This window comes from Acinetobacter chengduensis (genome assembly GCF_003664645.1).
Taxonomy (GTDB): domain Bacteria; phylum Pseudomonadota; class Gammaproteobacteria; order Pseudomonadales; family Moraxellaceae; genus Acinetobacter; species Acinetobacter chengduensis.
This window is the reverse complement of sequence record NZ_RCHC01000002.1, coordinates 127,849-144,956: the sequence shown is the minus strand read 5'-3', so window position 1 is coordinate 144,956 and position 17,108 is coordinate 127,849. Positions and strand designations below refer to the sequence as shown.

Below are 17,108 nucleotides of genomic sequence, written 5' to 3'. Positions count from 1 at the left end.
AAAAATAATTACTATTCAAAAATACAGCCTAAAAACAACTAGTTCCCAAGCAAATCTTATTTAATCTTAAATGCTATTTTTTGGCTTTCTTTGTGCCATATAAACATCGGAATCATACTGAATAATGCGACCCCACAAATCAAACTTAAATACACCGCATAACCCAACTGATCTGCAATCATGCCACTCACAATATATAAACCACCGCTGACTGTCCCCATAACACTCACCTGAAAAGTAAAGTCAGTTCCAGCCATACTTTTACGGCTATATTGCATCACCAGGGTAAGCATCACAACCAACAGCATGGACGCAAGCATATCTTCTACAGCATTAATGGTATAAATCACCCAAGGATGAACCTGCACCTGAGATTGGTACTGCCATGCCAGCCATGCATAAGCACCCAAACTCAATACTTTAAGTGCTGAAAATACCCATAAAGCATGAAAACGCCCCACATATTTGAGTATATAGCCTGCTATCCCTGCCCCAATGAGAGCCGCCATCGCTCCTAGCATGGTGACATAAATGCCAATTTGGCTATAACTTAAACCCATATCGACCATTAAAGGTTTGAGTAATGGTCCTGCTAAACCATCTGCTATTTTAAAACTCAGTAACACCATCAGCCACCACCACATGTGTGGCTGAGTTACAAAATAAGTTAAATAACCACGCACAGACTGCCAGTAAAAACCTTTTTGTGTAGAGGAAGAACCAAGCTGACGTACAGGCTCTTTATAAAATAAAATGGGTAAACTATTTAAAAAAACCAAGAAGGCCAAAGCTAAAAAGGTGCTTTGCCAATCAAACCAATCTAAAGCCCACAGTATGGCGCCACCACCTACAATAAAACCCAAACGCGAACCAACCACTTGAAACATATTGCCCCAGTGCTGTTGCTCTGATTTCAGCAAACTCACCGCCAAACCATCTGTTGCCACATCTTGCGTAGCACCCACCATATTCATACTCAGGAGAGCCACAAATAGCGCCATGAGGTATAAAGGCTGATTCAAAGCCTGTATAGGCATAAATGATAGTAGGATTAAAATAGCAATGCTCATGCCCTGCAAAGGTAAAATCCATGAGCGATAATGCCCATGACGCCGATGCCCAATTCGATCAATCCAAGGTGCCCAAAACACCTTAATCGACCAAGGCAACATTAATAGGCCAAAGCCCCCGATATGCGCCAAGGACACACCCTGAGCACGGAGTATTACAGGCAATGCATGGGTCATAAACCCAACAGGTAAACCTTGAGCCCAATAGAGAGAAAACAACAGTACATAAATGTTCCGCATTTGAAGCATCGAATCCTCCCTTATTTCATTGGCCAATGTGGTTGTTTTACATGAGGTTGAACTGCTCATTTTTGCCAATGCAGTTCTTATTTACAGCGCCTATATTAACCTGATCACGAAGCAAAAGTGCATGACTTGTATGACCCAAGACTTTCCTCATTTACCTTATCGTGTGCCCTCACGCGGTACTGCATGGAGTCAATCTGTCTTTAAACGCTTGTTTTTGGCACAAGGCTGGCGCTTTACAGGAGAGTTTCCCAACTTTCCCAAAGCCATGGCCATTGTTTCCCCGCATACCTCAAATCTTGATGCATGGTATGCCTTTTTAGCTTTACTGGGTTTAGGAATTCGGGTCACGGTGTTTGGTAAAAACACTTTATTCAAAACACCTCTTAAACCGCTTTTAGACTGGATTGGTGTGATTCCAGTGGAACGTCAACAGGCCAGTGGGCTCACCCAACAAATTGTTGAGATTATTCAAGCACAAGAAAAAATTTGGATCGCTATGGCGCCTGAAGGCACCAGAAAGTGTGCAGATAAAATCCGTAGTGGCTTTTATTACATCGCGCATGAAGCACAGATTCCTATAGTGATGTTTGCCTTTGATTATGAAAACAAAGCCATCCGATGCTTAGGTGCTTTTCATACCACAGGCGATTTTGAGCATGATTTAGCTGAAATTTTGCAATGCTACGAAGGCCATTTTTCACCTAAAAATCCAGACTGGTTAGCCAAACCGTTACAAAAGCATTGGAAAAAGCCCTAGCAAAATGCCGTATTTTTTGATGAGATATCAAACAGCTCGATACTGATGCGACTTTGCTAAACTTTCCTTGATTGTTCCATATAATGAAACTACTAAAATATTCCCTACTGAGCGTTTTAGCGCTTAGTTTCGCTGGCTGTGACAAAGCCACACAAACACCCGTTCAAACTACACCACTCAAAGCACGTGAGCCAGTGATTGCTGTTGCTCTAGGTGGTGGCGGTGCCAAAGGTTTTGCGCATATTGGGGTACTTAAAGTACTCGAATCCCATGGCATTAAACCCAAAATCGTAACAGGTACCAGTGCAGGTAGCTTTGTGGGTAGCCTCTATGCCAGTGGCAAAAGCCCATATCAATTACAACAAATTGCACTTGGCTTTAAAGAATCTGATATTCGTGACCTGACGCTCAACCGCCAAGGCTTCTTATTGGGTCAAAAGCTACAAGACTACGTGAACAAAAACGTGGCCAATAAACCAATTGAACAATTCCCTATTCGCTTTGCGGCCGTTGCTACACGTTTAGATACTGGCCGTAAAGCTGAGTTTATTAAAGGCAATGCAGGTCAAGCTGTCCGTGCCTCATGTAGTATTCCAAATGTATTTGTACCTGCCCTCATTGGCGGACAAAAATATGTTGATGGCGGTTTGGTTAGCCCTATTCCAGTCAAAACTGCAAAAAATATGGGAGCCGATATTGTCATTGCAGTGGATATTTCAGCTCGTCCTGATGGCAGTAAAGCCATGAATATGTTTGGTGTGCTGGATCAAACCATTAACATTATGGGACAGCAAAGTATTAATGAAGAACTTCAACAGGCCAATATTGTGATTCAGCCTAAAGTCGGTCACATTGGAACTTTGGACTTAAAAGCCAGCAACGAAACTATTTTGGAGGGTGAAAAAGCCACACAATTAAAAATTCGATCAATTCAAAAATTGATTAGCGATTTTAAAGCTTCACCTGCAGCCCTGAAACCTGCGCCCGTGGCTAAAATCTAAGCGTTAAACTATAACCACAGAGCTGATTTCATACATCTGCTTCTGTGGTATAGCCCTCACGCCACATACAATAAGCCTGCATAATATGTAGCAAAGTTCAAAATCTAATCACGCTATAGAAATACAAAAATAAATTTTATTCATACTCAAAAACTTATTCATCTGCTACATTGATATGAATACACACCCACGATCTTTGACAACGACACGAGTAGCGGTATGGAATTTGTTTTAGAACCTTGGCACTGGTTTGTTTTAGGCTTTCTACTGATCATTTCAGAATTAATCCTGCCAGCTTTCGCCGCCCTTTGGTTTGGTATTGGCGCCATCATGGTGGGAATTTTATATTTTCTTTTTCCAATGTTGAGCACCACAACTCAACTGGTCACTTGGATCATTCTCTCCATCATTTGTACCATTGCATGGTTTAAATTTATTAAACCGCTATCAAAAGACAAAACCAAAGCTGGGCTTTCTCGTGAAGCAACCGTTGGTCAAGTTGGCATGGTCATTCAAACCAATCTTGAATTAGGACAAATCAAAGTACGCTTTCCAATTCCTGTATTGGGCAATGCTGAATGGATATGCCGATCTCACTCTGAGGTTCAAGTCGGTGACCGTGTACGTGTCATTGACATTATGGGGAATGATTTGATCGTGCAAGCGCACAGTTATAACGACAACTAATAAGAGAGTATTTGAATGAGCGGAGCTACTATTGTTGTTTTAGCCTTTTTGGCCTTTGTTGCCATTACGATTTTTAAAGGTGTCCGTATTGTCCCTCAAGGCTATAAATGGATCGTACAGCGTTTAGGTAAATACCATACTGTACTTGAACCGGGACTTAACTTTGTTATTCCCTATATTGATGAAGTTGCCTATAAAGTCACCACCAAAGACATCGTATTGGATATTCCTTCTCAAGAAGTGATTACCCGAGATAACGCTGTTCTAGTTATGAATGCCGTGGCTTATATTAATATTACAACGCCAGTGAATGCAGTTTATGGTATTGAAAATTATTCATGGGCAATTCAAAACCTCGTACAAACGTCACTTCGTTCTATTGTCGGTGAAATGGATTTAGATGATGCACTATCTTCACGTGATCATATTAAAGCTCGCTTAAAAGCCAGTATCTCCGATGATATTGCAGATTGGGGCATTACCCTTAAAACAGTTGAAATTCAAGATATTAAGCCATCACATACCATGCAAGCCGCGATGGAAGAACAAGCAGCCGCTGAGCGTCAACGTCGTGCGACTGTGACCAAAGCAGATGGTGAAAAGCAAGCAGCTATTTTAGAGGCTGATGGCCGTTTAGAAGCCTCACGCCGTGATGCAGAAGCTCAAGTGGTCTTGGCGCAAGCATCGCAAACAGCCATTGAATTAGTCACTTCGGCTGTGGGTGAAAAAGAAATTCCTGTGGCTTATTTATTGGGTGAACAATACGTGAAAGCCATGCAAGATATGGCGAAATCGAATAATGCCAAAACCGTTGTTTTACCTGCGGACGTCATGAGTACTATTCGTGGCATCATGGGGCGTGGCCAATAAAACTTTGAATGTTTTTAATCCAATAGACAGCTTTCATGCTGTCTATTTTTATTTCTGACTATAAATTTCTGTATGTTTTGTGAATTTATGGTTAAATTTCACATTATTTTTGAAATTATTTATCTGGGTTCATCACAACTCAATGCTTTTTGATTTGTGAAATTACCTATTTGTATTTCATCCCCCAAGCACTGCGCAACTCAAAAACGGATATCGTATGAGCTCCCTCGACCCCACCTTAATCACGTTTCTCTTTTATATTGTCGCCATGATTGCGATTGGCCTTATGGCTTATCGTGCGACCAGCAATTTCTCAGATTATATTTTAGGTGGCCGTCGTTTAGGCAGTTTTGTCACAGCACTATCTGCGGGTGCATCGGACATGAGTGGTTGGCTACTCATGGGTCTACCAGGCGCAATTTATCTTTCTGGCCTTTCTGAAATGTGGATTGCCATTGGTCTCATTATTGGTGCTTGGCTGAACTGGCTTTTAGTGGCTGGTCGCTTACGTGTACATACAGAAGTTCAGCACAATGCCCTCACCTTGCCAGATTATTTCTCTAATCGCTTTAATGACCAAAAGAAGATTTTGCGTATTGTCTCTGCCTTTGTCATTTTAATTTTCTTCGCCATTTACTGTGCTTCAGGCATGGTGGCAGGTGCTCGATTATTTGAAAGCATGTTTGGTATTTCTTATAGCACAGCCTTATGGATTAGCGCTGTTGCAACCATCAGTTATGTATTTATTGGTGGTTTCCTTGCTGTGAGCTGGACCGATACCATTCAAGCTGGACTGATGATTTTTGCCCTTTTGCTTACGCCATTGGTTGTAATTTTATCATTCTCAGACTTGAGCCAAATTAGTATCGCACTTGATGCTGCTCGACCTCATGCAACAGACATCTGGGGCAATTTAAGTTTTGTTGCCATTATTTCGTTATTAGCCTGGGGCTTAGGCTATTTTGGGCAACCACATATTCTTGTGCGCTTTATGGCGGCAGACTCTGTAAAATCAATTCCAAATGCACGCCGTATTGGTATGACATGGATGATTTTATGCCTTGGTGGTGCAGTTGCTGCTGGTTTCTTCGGTATTGCTTATTTCCAACAGCATCCTGAATTGGCTGCAGTAGTAAATGCTAACCCTGAAACTGTGTTTATGGAACTCACTAAAATTCTGTTCAATCCTTGGGTTGCCGGAATTGTATTAGCAGCTATTTTAGCCGCGGTAATGAGTACATTAAGTTGTCAACTATTGGTATGTTCAAGTACTTTAACTGAAGACTTTTATAAAGCATTCTTACGTAAAGATGCTTCTCAAAAAGAATTAGTTTGGATTGGACGTTTGATGGTACTTGCGATTGCCCTATTGGCTATTTATATGGCGGGCAACCCTGAATCTAAAGTATTAGGCTTAGTCGCATACGCATGGGCAGGTTTTGGTGCGGCATTCGGGCCACTGATTATTTTATCATTGTTCTGGAAACGCATGACTTTAAATGGTGCACTTGCAGGTATGGTGGTCGGTGCCGTTATGGTCATTGTGTGGAAAAATGTATGGGGCGATACAGGCCTATACGAAATTGTGCCAGGCTTCATTTGTTCACTCATTGTGATTGTCGTGGTGAGCTTAATGGGCAAAGCACCATCTAAAGATGTAACTGATCGTTTTGAAAAAGCCGATCAATTGTATAAAGATAGCGTCTAAGCATTTGCTTTAATTTAAGTAGTGCAATAAAAAAGAGGACATGATGTCCTCTTTTTTATTGCCATTTAGGCCAAGCTGTATTGAATTAAAATACGCTGACTTAAGCTTTTCGTGTCAGTAAAAATTGAGTAATTTTTGTGAGTTCTGCAACTTGTGATTCATCAAAATGCGCTAAGGCATTCATAGCTTGATGATGTAGTTCCAATGCATAAGCCTGTGCTGCTTCAAGTCCCATCAATGCTGGATAGGTCGATTTATCCACTTGCTGATCTTTACCAGCAGTTTTACCTAACATTGCGGTGTCTGAAGTAATATCTAAAATATCGTCCTGAACTTGAAATGCTAAGCCAATGACTTGGGCAAATTCACGTAACTTTGGAATAGCGATATCTGTACCTTCAAAAATAGTGACTGCCGCCATCAAAACTGCTGCCGAAATAAGTGCACCCGTTTTATTGGTATGAATATTTTCCAAAGCCTTTTGATCGACATGCTTACCTTCAGCCTGTAAATCGAGCACCTGTCCATTCACCATTTTAGATGAAGCGGTTGCAAGAATTTGCATTTGTTTTAACACAATACTGGCTTCAACTGCTGTACCTTGATCAAACAAACGACTTCCTAAAATCTCATAAGCCATTGATTGTAAAATATCCCCCGCTAACAATGCGGTATCTTCGCCATAAGCTACATGGCACGTCGGTTGACCACGACGTAACAGGTCATTGTCCATGCAAGGCAAATCATCATGTGCCAATGAATAGCAATGAATAAATTCAATTGCAACGGCAGCACGACGTACCGCTGCAGCATTCGCATTAGGATGAATTGCAGCTGTTGCATAACAAAGCGCTGGGCGTACACGTTTACCACCCAGCATTACTGTATGGTGTACTGCACTTTTTAAGGGTTCTGGAATTGCAAAAGCATCTAAGGCTGTTAACAAATCCTGCTGAATACGCTGCTGTGCTTCGCTCAGTGCATGCACAGAAATGTCAGTTAAGGTTGACACATTCACCTCGATTACCTGATTAAGCTTTTATTTTAAAATGCTGTTCAGCACGTAGTCGCACTAAAGCATTGCATCTGGTTGCCTGCATCATACTGCTTTCTGGCGTTATTCTCTATCTGCCCTGCTATTTCTTTCGACTAAATCGTCCTTTGGCTATAAATGGGCAAAGCAATTTTAATCATTCAAAGCATGAGAGCTAAAAATATACGCTTCTACATCCCATTTTCTGTACCAAAGAACAGAATTTGTGTATTCAAGCTGTAGGTAAATTACGCCATCGATGCATTAAAAAAGCCTCTATATGATGGCATATAGAGGCTTTTACATATCAATAGCACAATATGGCTTACACTTCAGCGATGGTTTCTGCAGGAATACGAACCCAACCTTCCATAAGTACGCGAGCACTACGGCTCATTACCGCTTTTTTAACTATCCATTGGCCTTCAACCAACTCTGCCTGAGCACCTACACGGAGTGTGCCTGACGGATGACCAAAACGTACTGCCTCACGCTCACCACCACCAGCAGCCAAATTGACCAACGTACCTGGCACAGCCGCTGCCGTACCAATTGCAACAGCAGCTGTTCCCATCATGGCATGGTGCAATTTACCCATCGAAAGAGCACGAACCAATAAATCTGTGTCACCAGTTTCAAGCTGTTTACCACTCGAAGACACATAAGCTTTAGGCTCAGAAACAAAAGCTATTTTAGGAGTATGCTGACGCTGTGCTGCTTCTGATACATCCTGTATTAAGCCCATGAATTTGGCACCATACGCACGGATTTTTTCAAACTTAGCCAGTGCGACCGCATCACCGTTAATATCGTCCTGTAATTCAGTGCCAATATAACCCAGAGCTTCAGCTTTCATAAAAATCGTCGGAATACCTGCATTTATAAATGTCGCTTCAAAAGTACCAATTTCTGGAACTTCAAATTCATCTACGACATTACCCGTGGGAAACATAGCGCCACCGTCTTCACCCTCATCTGCTGGGTCTAAAAATTCGATTTGCACTTCCGCCGCTGGAAAAGTCACGCCATCAAGCTCAAAGTCCCCAGACTCTTGTACTTGACCATTTAGCATAGGCACATGCGCAATAATGGTTTTTTGAATATTGGCCTGCCAAATCCGAACTGTACAGATGCCCTCGTTTGGAATACGTGTGCTATCTACCAAACCATTTGAAATAGCAAACGCCCCCACAGCTGCAGTTAAATTACCGCAGTTGCCACTCCAATCGACGAAAGCTTTATCAATAGCTACCTGACCGAATAAATAATCAACATCATGATCTGGTTGTGTACTTTTAGATAAAATTACCGTTTTACTGGTACTTGAAGTTGCACCGCCCATACCATCAATTTGTTTAGCGTATGGATCTGGACTGCCAATCACACGTAATAGAATTTGATCTCGAATATATCCTGCGTGTTGTGCAGCCTCTGGCAAGTCATCTTGCTTAAAAAATACACCTTTACTGGTCCCACCACGCATATAAGTTGCAGGAATACGGATTTGCGGTGCATAACTCATTTTTATTCAGTCCTTCATAGTTATCATTGTACTAAGTCAAATAGCGCTATTTGAGCACTAAGAATCATACCTTTTTTTGTCAATCTTTTATCTAACTCATGACTTAAGTATAAAAAAACAGCATTTGTATTTTCAAATCTTATACATTTCTAATGATCGCTTCTAAACAAATAAAATTAATATATTGATTCATATATTTTTAATATGAAAATTCATATTAAATAATTTTCATTCAATTGATAAATATTTTTTATATATTTTGAGCTACTAGGCTATTTCTTTTCAATCCATTACAATCTTTCACTTACTCCATTGTCGGGTGAGTACTTTGAATAACGAATCTTCACAACTGCAACGCGGCTTAAAGAACCGTCATATCCAGCTCATCGCGATGGGCGGAGCGATCGGTACAGGCCTATTCTTGGGTTCAGCCCAAGTCATTCAGTCTGCAGGACCTTCTATTATTTTAGGCTATGCCATTGGCGGCCTGATTGCATTTTTAATTATGCGCCAACTCGGGGAAATGATTGTTCATGAACCTGTTGCGGGATCTTTCAGTCATTTTGCAAACAAATACTGGGGGAAATTTCCAGGCTTTTTAGCAGGTTGGAACTATTGGATTTTGTACGTCCTAGTTGCCATGACTGAGCTTACTGCTGTCGCTAAATATATTAACTATTGGTGGCCTCATATTCCTGCATGGGCTTCAGTTTTATTCTTTTTCATTGTGATTACTCTGGTCAATCTCGGCAATGTAAAATTTTATGGCGAATCTGAATTTTGGCTCTCGATTGTCAAAGTTACTGCTGTCGTTTCGATGATTCTATTCGGCTTGTACCTGCTTATAACAGCAGATGCTGGCTCTACTGCATCGTTCTCTAATTTATGGAGTCACGGTGGTTTCTTCCCGAATGGATTTGATGGCCTCTTCTACATGCTGGCATTCTTAATGTTTGCCTTTGGCGGTATTGAGCTGATCGGGATGGCTGCAGCTGAAGCAGAAAACCCAGAAAAAACCATTCCTAAAGCGATCAACCAAGTCGTTTTCCGAATTCTGATTTTCTATGTAGGCTCATTAACTATTCTTTTGTCTTTAGTGCCATGGAATCAATTAGATTTAGGTGGTCTGGATAAAAGTCCATTCGTAATGATTTTTAGTCAACTGGGCATTAACTGGGCTGCACATTTACTAAACTTTATTATTTTAACTGCCGCGCTTTCTGTATATAACAGTGGTATGTATGCCAATAGCCGTATGTTATTTGGTTTAGCGCAACAAGGAAATGCACCAAAAGTATTCTTAAAAGTAAACCGCCAAGGCGTGCCAATTCCAGCGGTATTGTTCTCTGCACTGCTCATTTTTGGTTGCGTACTTTTAAACTACTTCGTACCAGAAGATGCCTTAGGTCACTTAATTTATATTGTTGTGGGTGCGCTAGTATTGAACTGGGCAATGATTTCATTGACTCATTTCAAATTTATGCAACACATGAAAAAAATAGGTGAAAAAACTAAATTCCCTGCACTTTGGGCGCCAGTAAGTAACTTTGTGGTTTTATTGTTCATTGCAACTATTCTTTACATTATGTGGACTCAAGGATTTAAAGAATCTGTTTACATGATTCCTATTTGGATTCTTGTCATGTTTGGTTTATTTAAATCACTGAATAAATCAAAAGTATAAATTACAACATTGATTTAAAATAAAAAGTTATTGTTTCGGCAATAACTTTTTTTTTATCTCAAATTAGAGTAAATTAAGTCGGCCTTGCGCTCTTAGCTTAACTGGATAGAGCAGTTGCCTCCTAAGCGACCGGCGTGGGTTCAAGTCCCGCAGAGCGCACCATCCTGTCTTTTTATAATCATTAAGCAATTTCACTTCAAATTACACTTTTGCCAAGTAAAACAAGTACAACTCAAAATCAATTCGCATTCATTTCTAAATGTGTACACGATTGTGCTTATTTTTCAGTTCTCAGTACAATGTCTTCAGGTCCAATCTATTTCAGCTCAAAGCAAACGTTAGAGGACTAAATTTTCAATAAAATTAGCTAAGGTCATCACTGTATTTATTTTTCTCATAATAAAGATGTAACACTTAACAAAACATGAGCCTTTATTTATGTGACATACAACACAATAAAAACAGTTAATATTTCAACCAATTAAATAAAAATTAAATTTCAAAAATTCATCTTTATTTTTTATATAACAACAGCTTAATTTAACCGTATTTTAAAATTTTAGAATATTAACTCTAATAGATCATAAATTATTCATTTTTTTATTTCTAGAGCATTTACTCTTATTTAATTTATGCTATTTTTGTTACATGGAGTAAACAGCCAGGCAACATAAAAGCAGGAAAATCCTCCATAAAATATAACAATCGTCACTTATAAAAATGCAGTAACCGAACGAATTTTCACCTCAAGGAAAGATGAAGAATGAAATTGAAAATGCTATCAACAGCAGTATTACTTGCAACATTACCAACTGCGGGCGCATTTGCAGCAGCATTAGACCGTTCTGGCCAATCAATCTCAGCTTTTTTACAACCTGGCAACTATTTCGAAGCAGGTATTTCTGTACTTGATCCAACTGTTTCAGGCAAAGCACTTGCCAACGGTTCTGGCATTGCAGATATGGCTGATGATTATTATTTCCCGAATGCAGCGCTTAAATTACAGTTAACTGATAATGTTTCTTTTGGTTTAATTTACGACCAACCCTTCGGCGCTTCAGCGACTTACGCTACAACAGATGCACCTTTATCAGCAACAGGTGAAGGTTTATTCCATGGTGGCAATGGTGAATCAACGACAGTAGATGTAAAAACTCAAAATATTTCAATGATTTTTGGTTTCCAACCAAATGAAAACTTTAACTTTTATGCAGGTCCTGTTTATCAAACTGTAAAAGGTCACCTTCAGCTACGTGGTCTTGCCTATAATGGAAAAACAGCATTTGGTGCATATAATGCTGTGATGAAAGAAGATGGTGCTGTAGGTTGGTTAGCAGGTGCTGCTTACCAAATTCCAGACATCGCGTTAAAAGCTTCTGTTACTTACCGCTCTGAAGTTGATCACAAATCAGCAAGTGATGAAACTTTTGCAGCAACTTCTTCATTTGCGGCTTTAAATCTAACGCCAAATGGCAACACTAACATTACAACACCGCAATCAGTAAACTTAGATTTCCAAACTGGTATCATGGCTGATACAGTTGCATTTGCTAATGTCCGCTGGGTTAATTGGAAAGACTTTTCAATTCGCCCTTACAAATTTGACACAGCATCTAAACTAGCTTCTGCCCAAGCTACAAATAATCTTTATACTAAAGGCTTCAACTTAGTTGATTACTCAGACGATCAATATAGTGCAACTGTAGGTGTTGGCCGTAAAGTCAATGAACAGTGGGCTGGTAACGTGTCTGTAGGTTATGACACTGGTGCAGGCAATCCTGTATCTACACTTGGCCCAACAGAAGGTTATTGGAATATTGGTTTAGGATTACAGTTCAGCCCTGCGCCCAATTACTTTATTGCAGGTGGTGTAAAATACTTCTGGTTAGGTGATGCGACTGCGCGTTCAGGCGCTTACTCAATTCCAGGAAATGCTGAAAAAGCACAAGTTGCCAAATTTGAAGACAACAATGCTTGGGCATACGGTCTAAAAATGGGTTACCGCTTCTAATTCAACCGATTTCTTAAATGACTGCAGTCCGCTGCAGTCATTTAATATCTAATTGACCAAACTATAAACAAACAGTTTCCCCCTCTTTTCAAGCCTTTCAAATTAAAATAAATACTCTATTTTTTATTCAAAATCATTTAGATAAGTTTACGTAAATAGTATTTTTACTCTAGACAAGCCTTTTCTATGCATGCATAAGTTCATTTTTAGAGCAAAGCTGAGTATTTACTCATTTTTTTAATGTGTTACTTTTCCCTCATTGAACTTCTATGAAAAGTTACAAACAGGGAAATGTATGAAACTAAATCGTCTTAGCTTAGCTATTTTACTTACCGCTTTACCAACAGCATCTATATTTGCTGCTGGTTTAGATCGCTCTGGACAATCAATTTCTGCGTTTTTACAGCCAGGAAATTATGCCGAAGCATCTTTTTCAGTGCTTGATCCTACTGTAGAAGGAACATCACGTGTTGATAATAAGCCATTAAGCGATATGGGAGATGACTATTACTTCCCTGCGGCGGCCGTAAAAGTTCAAGCTTCAGAGAAAATATCTTTAGGCTTAATCTATGATCAACCGTTTGGTGCAGATGCAACTTATGGCATCAATACAGGTACATTTGATAATGGTACGGAAAGTACTGGTGTTAAAGTTCGCACGAATAATTTGACTGCATTGATTGGTTACCAACCAACAGAAAATTGGAATATTTATGCAGGTCCAGTATGGCAAACAGTAAAAGCTGATATTAAATTACGTGGTGCAGCTTATAGCCTACTGAGTGGCTACAACATTAAAGTTGAAGAAGAACAAGCATACGGTTGGTTAGCTGGTTTTGCTTATCAAATCCCTGAAATCGCTTTAAAAGCATCTGTAACATATCGCTCTGAAATTAAACATGACGCGAAAGCCATTGAGAGCTCGGACTTAGCAAAACTTGGTGCCTCACTACCAACAACAGGACACCCACTCAGTCCAGCTAAACCACTTTTAGCCACAATGGGCTATAGAGAAAGCACGGTAGATGCAACAACACCACAATCGGTCAATATTGATTTACAGACAGGTGTTGCAGCCAATACTTTAGTATTTGCCAATCTTCGTTGGGTACATTGGAGTCAGTTTGCAGTGAAGCCTCAGCTTCTTGCTCAAGCAACTGAACTTGCAAAAGGTAAAGCTCAAAACCTCATTGATTATTCAGACGATCAATATTCGATTACGGCTGGTGTTTCTCGTAAATTTAACGATAAATGGGCAGGTACAGCCGCTATTGGTTGGGATTCTGGTGCGGGCAACCCTGTGACCACACTTGGTCCAACAGAAGGTTATTGGAGTATTGGTTTAGGTGGTCAATACAGCCCAGCTGAAAACTATTTTATTCAAGCTGGTGTTAAATACTTCTGGTTAGGTGATGCTGTTGCACAAACTGGTGGTACACAAGTCGCAGACTTTAAAGATAATACGGCGATTGGTTATGGTATGAAAATCGGTTACCGCTTCTAATTCATTACTGAGTCATAGAAAGCCCAATCTTAGTGTTTGGGCTTTTCTTTTTTGTATATTTAAAATTAGAAATACTAAATAATTAAATTCACATCTTATTTTAGGTAATTATTGATATTTTAATTTAACTAAAGTAAGTAAAGATATATGTATGCATATTAAAAGATGAAATTTTTAAATAATTCAGCCTATCACTATCTATTCAACATCATGACGTACCATTCATAAGTAAAATTTATTTTAAATCTATATTTAAGCCAGCCTATTCTATTAAAACAACTTAATAAAAGTTTATTCTTATTAAGTTATTTAATCTATTATAATTCATCGTTGCAGAAGTAAATTGAATACGCTTACTCTCCTCTCTATCCCTTCGAATGCCTCATTTTAGAGGTCATAAAGGCCTCTAAAAAACCACTAGCTTATAAAGTTTTAAGTTTACTAATACGCTAAAAATAAAATGCATTACACCTTTTTACTAAAACATAAATGAGACATGTTTCACATATTATTTTTTTATATCTGCACTAAAATGGTATTTTTTATTGAATAAACTCTAGCGTTCACGATTAAAAATATATTATGTATTTTCATAATGTTAGTTGTATTTTTTAGAGTAAAAACATCAAAAACACCTATATAAAAATCTATCTTTTGACCAAACATTAAATTTAGAGTCTTTACTCTTTTTATATTTATGGTATTTTTCGCCTATAAGATATGAGTAAAATTAAAATGATTTCTCATATTTTTTAAAGCAATGAAGCATTTATTTATACTAGGATAGTAAAATGAATTTAAAAAAATTAACGAGTGCGATAATTTTAGCAAGTCTGCCAGCATCAAGCGTTTTTGCAGCAGCATTGGATCGTTCAGGCCAATCTATTCAAGCATTTTTACAGCCAGGGAATTATTTTGAGGCAGGTATTTCGGTATTAGATGCTGACGTTTCAGGAAAAATGAGAGAAGGCTGGGTACCGCCTAATGCGACAATCCAAGGCAAAGGACTTGATGGCAGTAATCTAAGTGATATGGCTGACAGCTATCAATTCTATAACGCTGCTTTAAAAGTTCAAATGACAGACAACCTCTCATTCGGCTTGATTTACGATCAACCCTTTGGCGCAAAAGCAACATATTCAACCCAAGATAAATCATTTGCAGAAACTGGTACTGGACAGGCGGCTCTTAAAGATGCAGGTGCTTTCTATAAGGGTGGTGAAGGCACGAATGTAGATGTTCAAACACAAAATTTATCTTTCATTTTTGGTTTTCAACCAACTGAAAATTGGAATATCTACGCAGGTCCAGTTTACCAAACTGTAAAAGGCAATGTAAGTTTACGCGGTGCAGCGTACGGTCCTTTTGGTGGCGTTCTATGTCCTGTAATGTGTTCTGGAATGGCGACTGGTCCGAATAAAACTCCATTCAACGGTTATGATGCCAAAATAGGTGAAGATTCATCTGTTGGCTGGTTGGGCGGTGTAGCATTTCAAATTCCAGAAATTGCATTGAAAGCATCTTTGACTTACCGTTCAAAAGTCAATCACAAAGTCACTGCTAATGAAACATTAGGCTATGTAACAAACACCATCATCGCTGGTCAGTTGCCCGTTTTAAACCAAGCGAACATCAACAAAATCAATAACGAAGAAGGTGAAACTAAAATATCGACACCGCAGTCGGTTAACTTAGATTTCCAAACGGGTATCATGGCAAATACAGTAGCTTTTGCACAAGTTCGCTGGGTTAACTGGTCAGATTTCGCAATTCGCCCTTATAAATTTGGACAGCTAGCTTCTGGTTTGACTCAAGCATTAGCTGGATCTCCAAAAGGCTTTGACCTTGTCGCTTATGATAAAGATCAAATTTCTGCAAACGTAGGTGTAGGCCGTAAATTTAACGATCAATGGGCTGGCACAGTCATGGTTGGTTGGGATTCTGGCGCAGGTAATCCAGTATCTACACTAGGTCCAACTGAAGGCTACTGGTCGGTTGGTCTTGGTGGCCAATTTAGCCCAACACCGCAGTCATTTATTCAAGCTGGCGTTAAATACTTCTGGTTAGGTGATGCCAAATCTCAAGTTGCCTCAGACTTTGGATACGATGACCGTTATGCTGCCAATTTTGAAGATAACAATGCGATTGGCTATAGCCTGAAAATTGGTTATCGCTTCTAATTTAAGTTATGCATTTGGATTAAACAAGAAAGGGCGCCATTGGCGCCCTTCTCTTATTTGTCACTCATAACTAGAAGTGAACAAAAAAGAATTACTCAGGAATATCACGAACCGATGCTTCACGAATTGCTTGCTTTAAAGCAGCATAACCATGAATCGGTGGGAACTGCGGGAATTCAGCGATTACGTTTGCAGGTGCATCAAACAAGAAGCCTTTATCTGCTTCGCCCAGCATGGTTGTATCATTATATGAGTCACCTGCTGCAATCACACGGAAGTTTAAACCATGTAGAGCTTGTACTGCTTTACGTTTTTGATCTGGCTGGCGCAGTTTATACGCTGTGATCATGCCATTTTCGTCAGTTTCTAATTTATGACAGAAAATTGTTGGCCAACCCAATTGTTTCATCAATGGATGAGCAAACTCATAGAATGTGTCAGAAAGAATAATCAATTGAAAGTGTGTGCGTACCCATTCAACAAACTCTTTTGCCCCTTCAAATGGCCCCATATCTGCAATAACCGCTTGAATATCGTTTAAACCTAAACCATGTTGCTTAAGAATGTTTAAACGCTGTGTCATAAGCACATCGTAGTCTGGGATATCACGTGTAGTCGCTTCAAGCTCCTTAATCCCTGTTTTTTTTGCAAAGTTAATCCAAATTTCTGGAACTAACACGCCCTCAAGATCTAGACATACGATTTCCATGGGTTCTCCCAAATGTCAGTGTTGTAAAAAGTTATTAAAAGTTGTATCTATCATAGCCGATGTTTATATATGATCGCTCAGCTTTATTAATTCTATTTTTTTCATATCAATCTAATTTTTATT

At 39.3% G+C, this 17,108-nt stretch carries 13 protein-coding genes and 1 tRNA gene; 10 read left to right on the top strand and 4 right to left on the bottom strand.

All coding sequences use genetic code 11. The annotated features are described in order from the left end of the window. Positions 1-56 precede the first annotated feature (56 nt). On the bottom strand, positions 57-1,310 hold the full coding sequence (locus D9K81_RS02260; RefSeq protein WP_120373963.1) for an MFS transporter: 1,254 nt from the start codon (positions 1,308-1,310) through the stop codon (positions 57-59). A gap of 139 nt (positions 1,311-1,449) precedes the next feature. On the opposite strand from D9K81_RS02260, the gene D9K81_RS02255 reads away from it, so the two are divergent. The 5 genes from D9K81_RS02255 (at position 1,450) to putP (ending at position 6,342) form a co-directional block, all read left to right on the top strand. After that, positions 1,450-2,076: a 1-acyl-sn-glycerol-3-phosphate acyltransferase gene (locus tag D9K81_RS02255; RefSeq protein ID WP_120373964.1), complete on the top strand. Its 627-nt coding sequence runs from the start codon at positions 1,450-1,452 to the stop codon at positions 2,074-2,076. A gap of 83 nt (positions 2,077-2,159) precedes the next feature. Continuing rightward, the gene (locus tag D9K81_RS02250; RefSeq protein ID WP_120373852.1) at positions 2,160-3,077 is read left to right on the top strand and encodes a patatin-like phospholipase family protein; all 918 of its coding nucleotides are present in this window, start codon (positions 2,160-2,162) and stop codon (positions 3,075-3,077) included. A gap of 219 nt (positions 3,078-3,296) precedes the next feature. After that, on the top strand, positions 3,297-3,764 hold the full coding sequence (locus tag D9K81_RS02245; RefSeq protein WP_120373853.1) for an NfeD family protein: 468 nt from the start codon (positions 3,297-3,299) through the stop codon (positions 3,762-3,764). Positions 3,765-3,779: 15 nt separating this feature from the next. After that, positions 3,780-4,634 (top strand): SPFH domain-containing protein, encoded by an 855-nt coding sequence (locus D9K81_RS02240; RefSeq protein WP_120373854.1) that lies wholly within the window; start codon positions 3,780-3,782, stop codon positions 4,632-4,634. Positions 4,635-4,851: 217 nt separating this feature from the next. Further along, positions 4,852-6,342, top strand: coding sequence for a sodium/proline symporter PutP (gene putP / locus D9K81_RS02235; protein WP_120373855.1), 1,491 nt, complete (start codon positions 4,852-4,854; stop codon positions 6,340-6,342). A 100-nt stretch (positions 6,343-6,442) separates the two neighbouring features. Here the strand turns inward: putP and D9K81_RS02230 are convergent, their stop codons facing one another. Both D9K81_RS02230 and prpF read right to left on the bottom strand, forming a co-directional pair. Further along, positions 6,443-7,354 carry a polyprenyl synthetase family protein gene (locus D9K81_RS02230; RefSeq protein WP_120373965.1) on the bottom strand — a complete coding sequence of 304 codons (912 nt, stop codon included), beginning with the start codon at positions 7,352-7,354 and terminating at the stop codon, positions 6,443-6,445. Between the two features lie 346 nt (positions 7,355-7,700). Then, the gene (gene prpF, locus D9K81_RS02225) at positions 7,701-8,897 is read right to left on the bottom strand and encodes a 2-methylaconitate cis-trans isomerase PrpF (protein WP_120373856.1); all 1,197 of its coding nucleotides are present in this window, start codon (positions 8,895-8,897) and stop codon (positions 7,701-7,703) included. A gap of 328 nt (positions 8,898-9,225) precedes the next feature. Here prpF and D9K81_RS02220 point away from each other — a divergent pair, with 328 nt between their 5' ends. The 5 genes from D9K81_RS02220 to D9K81_RS02200 all read left to right on the top strand — a co-directional run bounded on the left by D9K81_RS02220 (position 9,226) and on the right by D9K81_RS02200 (position 16,276). Beyond that, positions 9,226-10,581 (top strand): amino acid permease, encoded by a 1,356-nt coding sequence (locus D9K81_RS02220; RefSeq protein ID WP_120373857.1) that lies wholly within the window; start codon positions 9,226-9,228, stop codon positions 10,579-10,581. Positions 10,582-10,667: 86 nt separating this feature from the next. Further along, positions 10,668-10,743, top strand: a tRNA-Arg gene (locus tag D9K81_RS02215). Positions 10,744-11,344: 601 nt separating this feature from the next. After that, complete coding sequence (locus D9K81_RS02210; RefSeq protein ID WP_120373858.1) at positions 11,345-12,592, top strand: OmpP1/FadL family transporter; 1,248 nt, start codon at positions 11,345-11,347, stop codon at positions 12,590-12,592. A gap of 295 nt (positions 12,593-12,887) precedes the next feature. Continuing rightward, positions 12,888-14,096, top strand: a complete 1,209-nt coding sequence (locus tag D9K81_RS02205; protein ID WP_120373859.1) for an OmpP1/FadL family transporter — start codon at positions 12,888-12,890, stop codon at positions 14,094-14,096. Positions 14,097-14,887: 791 nt separating this feature from the next. After that, positions 14,888-16,276: an outer membrane protein transport protein gene (locus D9K81_RS02200; protein ID WP_120373860.1), complete on the top strand. Its 1,389-nt coding sequence runs from the start codon at positions 14,888-14,890 to the stop codon at positions 16,274-16,276. Between the two features lie 91 nt (positions 16,277-16,367). On the opposite strand, the gene thrH is transcribed toward D9K81_RS02200, so the two are convergent. Further along, positions 16,368-16,985, bottom strand: coding sequence for a bifunctional phosphoserine phosphatase/homoserine phosphotransferase ThrH (thrH, locus tag D9K81_RS02195; protein ID WP_106984455.1), 618 nt, complete (start codon positions 16,983-16,985; stop codon positions 16,368-16,370). Between the last annotated feature and the right edge of the window lie 123 nt (positions 16,986-17,108).

What these genes read in the sequence shown, in the direction of transcription:
- D9K81_RS02260 (WP_120373963.1), bottom strand. Translation starts at nt 1,310, where the DNA reads ATGCGGAACATTTATGTACTGTTGTTTTCTCTCTATTGGGCTCAAGGT.
- D9K81_RS02255 (WP_120373964.1), top strand. Translation starts at nt 1,450, where the DNA reads ATGACCCAAGACTTTCCTCATTTACCTTATCGTGTGCCCTCACGCGGT.
- D9K81_RS02250 (WP_120373852.1), top strand. Translation starts at nt 2,160, where the DNA reads ATGAAACTACTAAAATATTCCCTACTGAGCGTTTTAGCGCTTAGTTTC.
- D9K81_RS02245 (WP_120373853.1), top strand. Translation starts at nt 3,297, where the DNA reads ATGGAATTTGTTTTAGAACCTTGGCACTGGTTTGTTTTAGGCTTTCTA.
- D9K81_RS02240 (WP_120373854.1), top strand. Translation starts at nt 3,780, where the DNA reads ATGAGCGGAGCTACTATTGTTGTTTTAGCCTTTTTGGCCTTTGTTGCC.
- putP (WP_120373855.1), top strand. Translation starts at nt 4,852, where the DNA reads ATGAGCTCCCTCGACCCCACCTTAATCACGTTTCTCTTTTATATTGTC.
- prpF (WP_120373856.1), bottom strand. Translation starts at nt 8,897, where the DNA reads ATGAGTTATGCACCGCAAATCCGTATTCCTGCAACTTATATGCGTGGT.
- D9K81_RS02210 (WP_120373858.1), top strand. Translation starts at nt 11,345, where the DNA reads ATGAAATTGAAAATGCTATCAACAGCAGTATTACTTGCAACATTACCA.
- D9K81_RS02205 (WP_120373859.1), top strand. Translation starts at nt 12,888, where the DNA reads ATGAAACTAAATCGTCTTAGCTTAGCTATTTTACTTACCGCTTTACCA.
- D9K81_RS02200 (WP_120373860.1), top strand. Translation starts at nt 14,888, where the DNA reads ATGAATTTAAAAAAATTAACGAGTGCGATAATTTTAGCAAGTCTGCCA.
- thrH (WP_106984455.1), bottom strand. Translation starts at nt 16,985, where the DNA reads ATGGAAATCGTATGTCTAGATCTTGAGGGCGTGTTAGTTCCAGAAATT.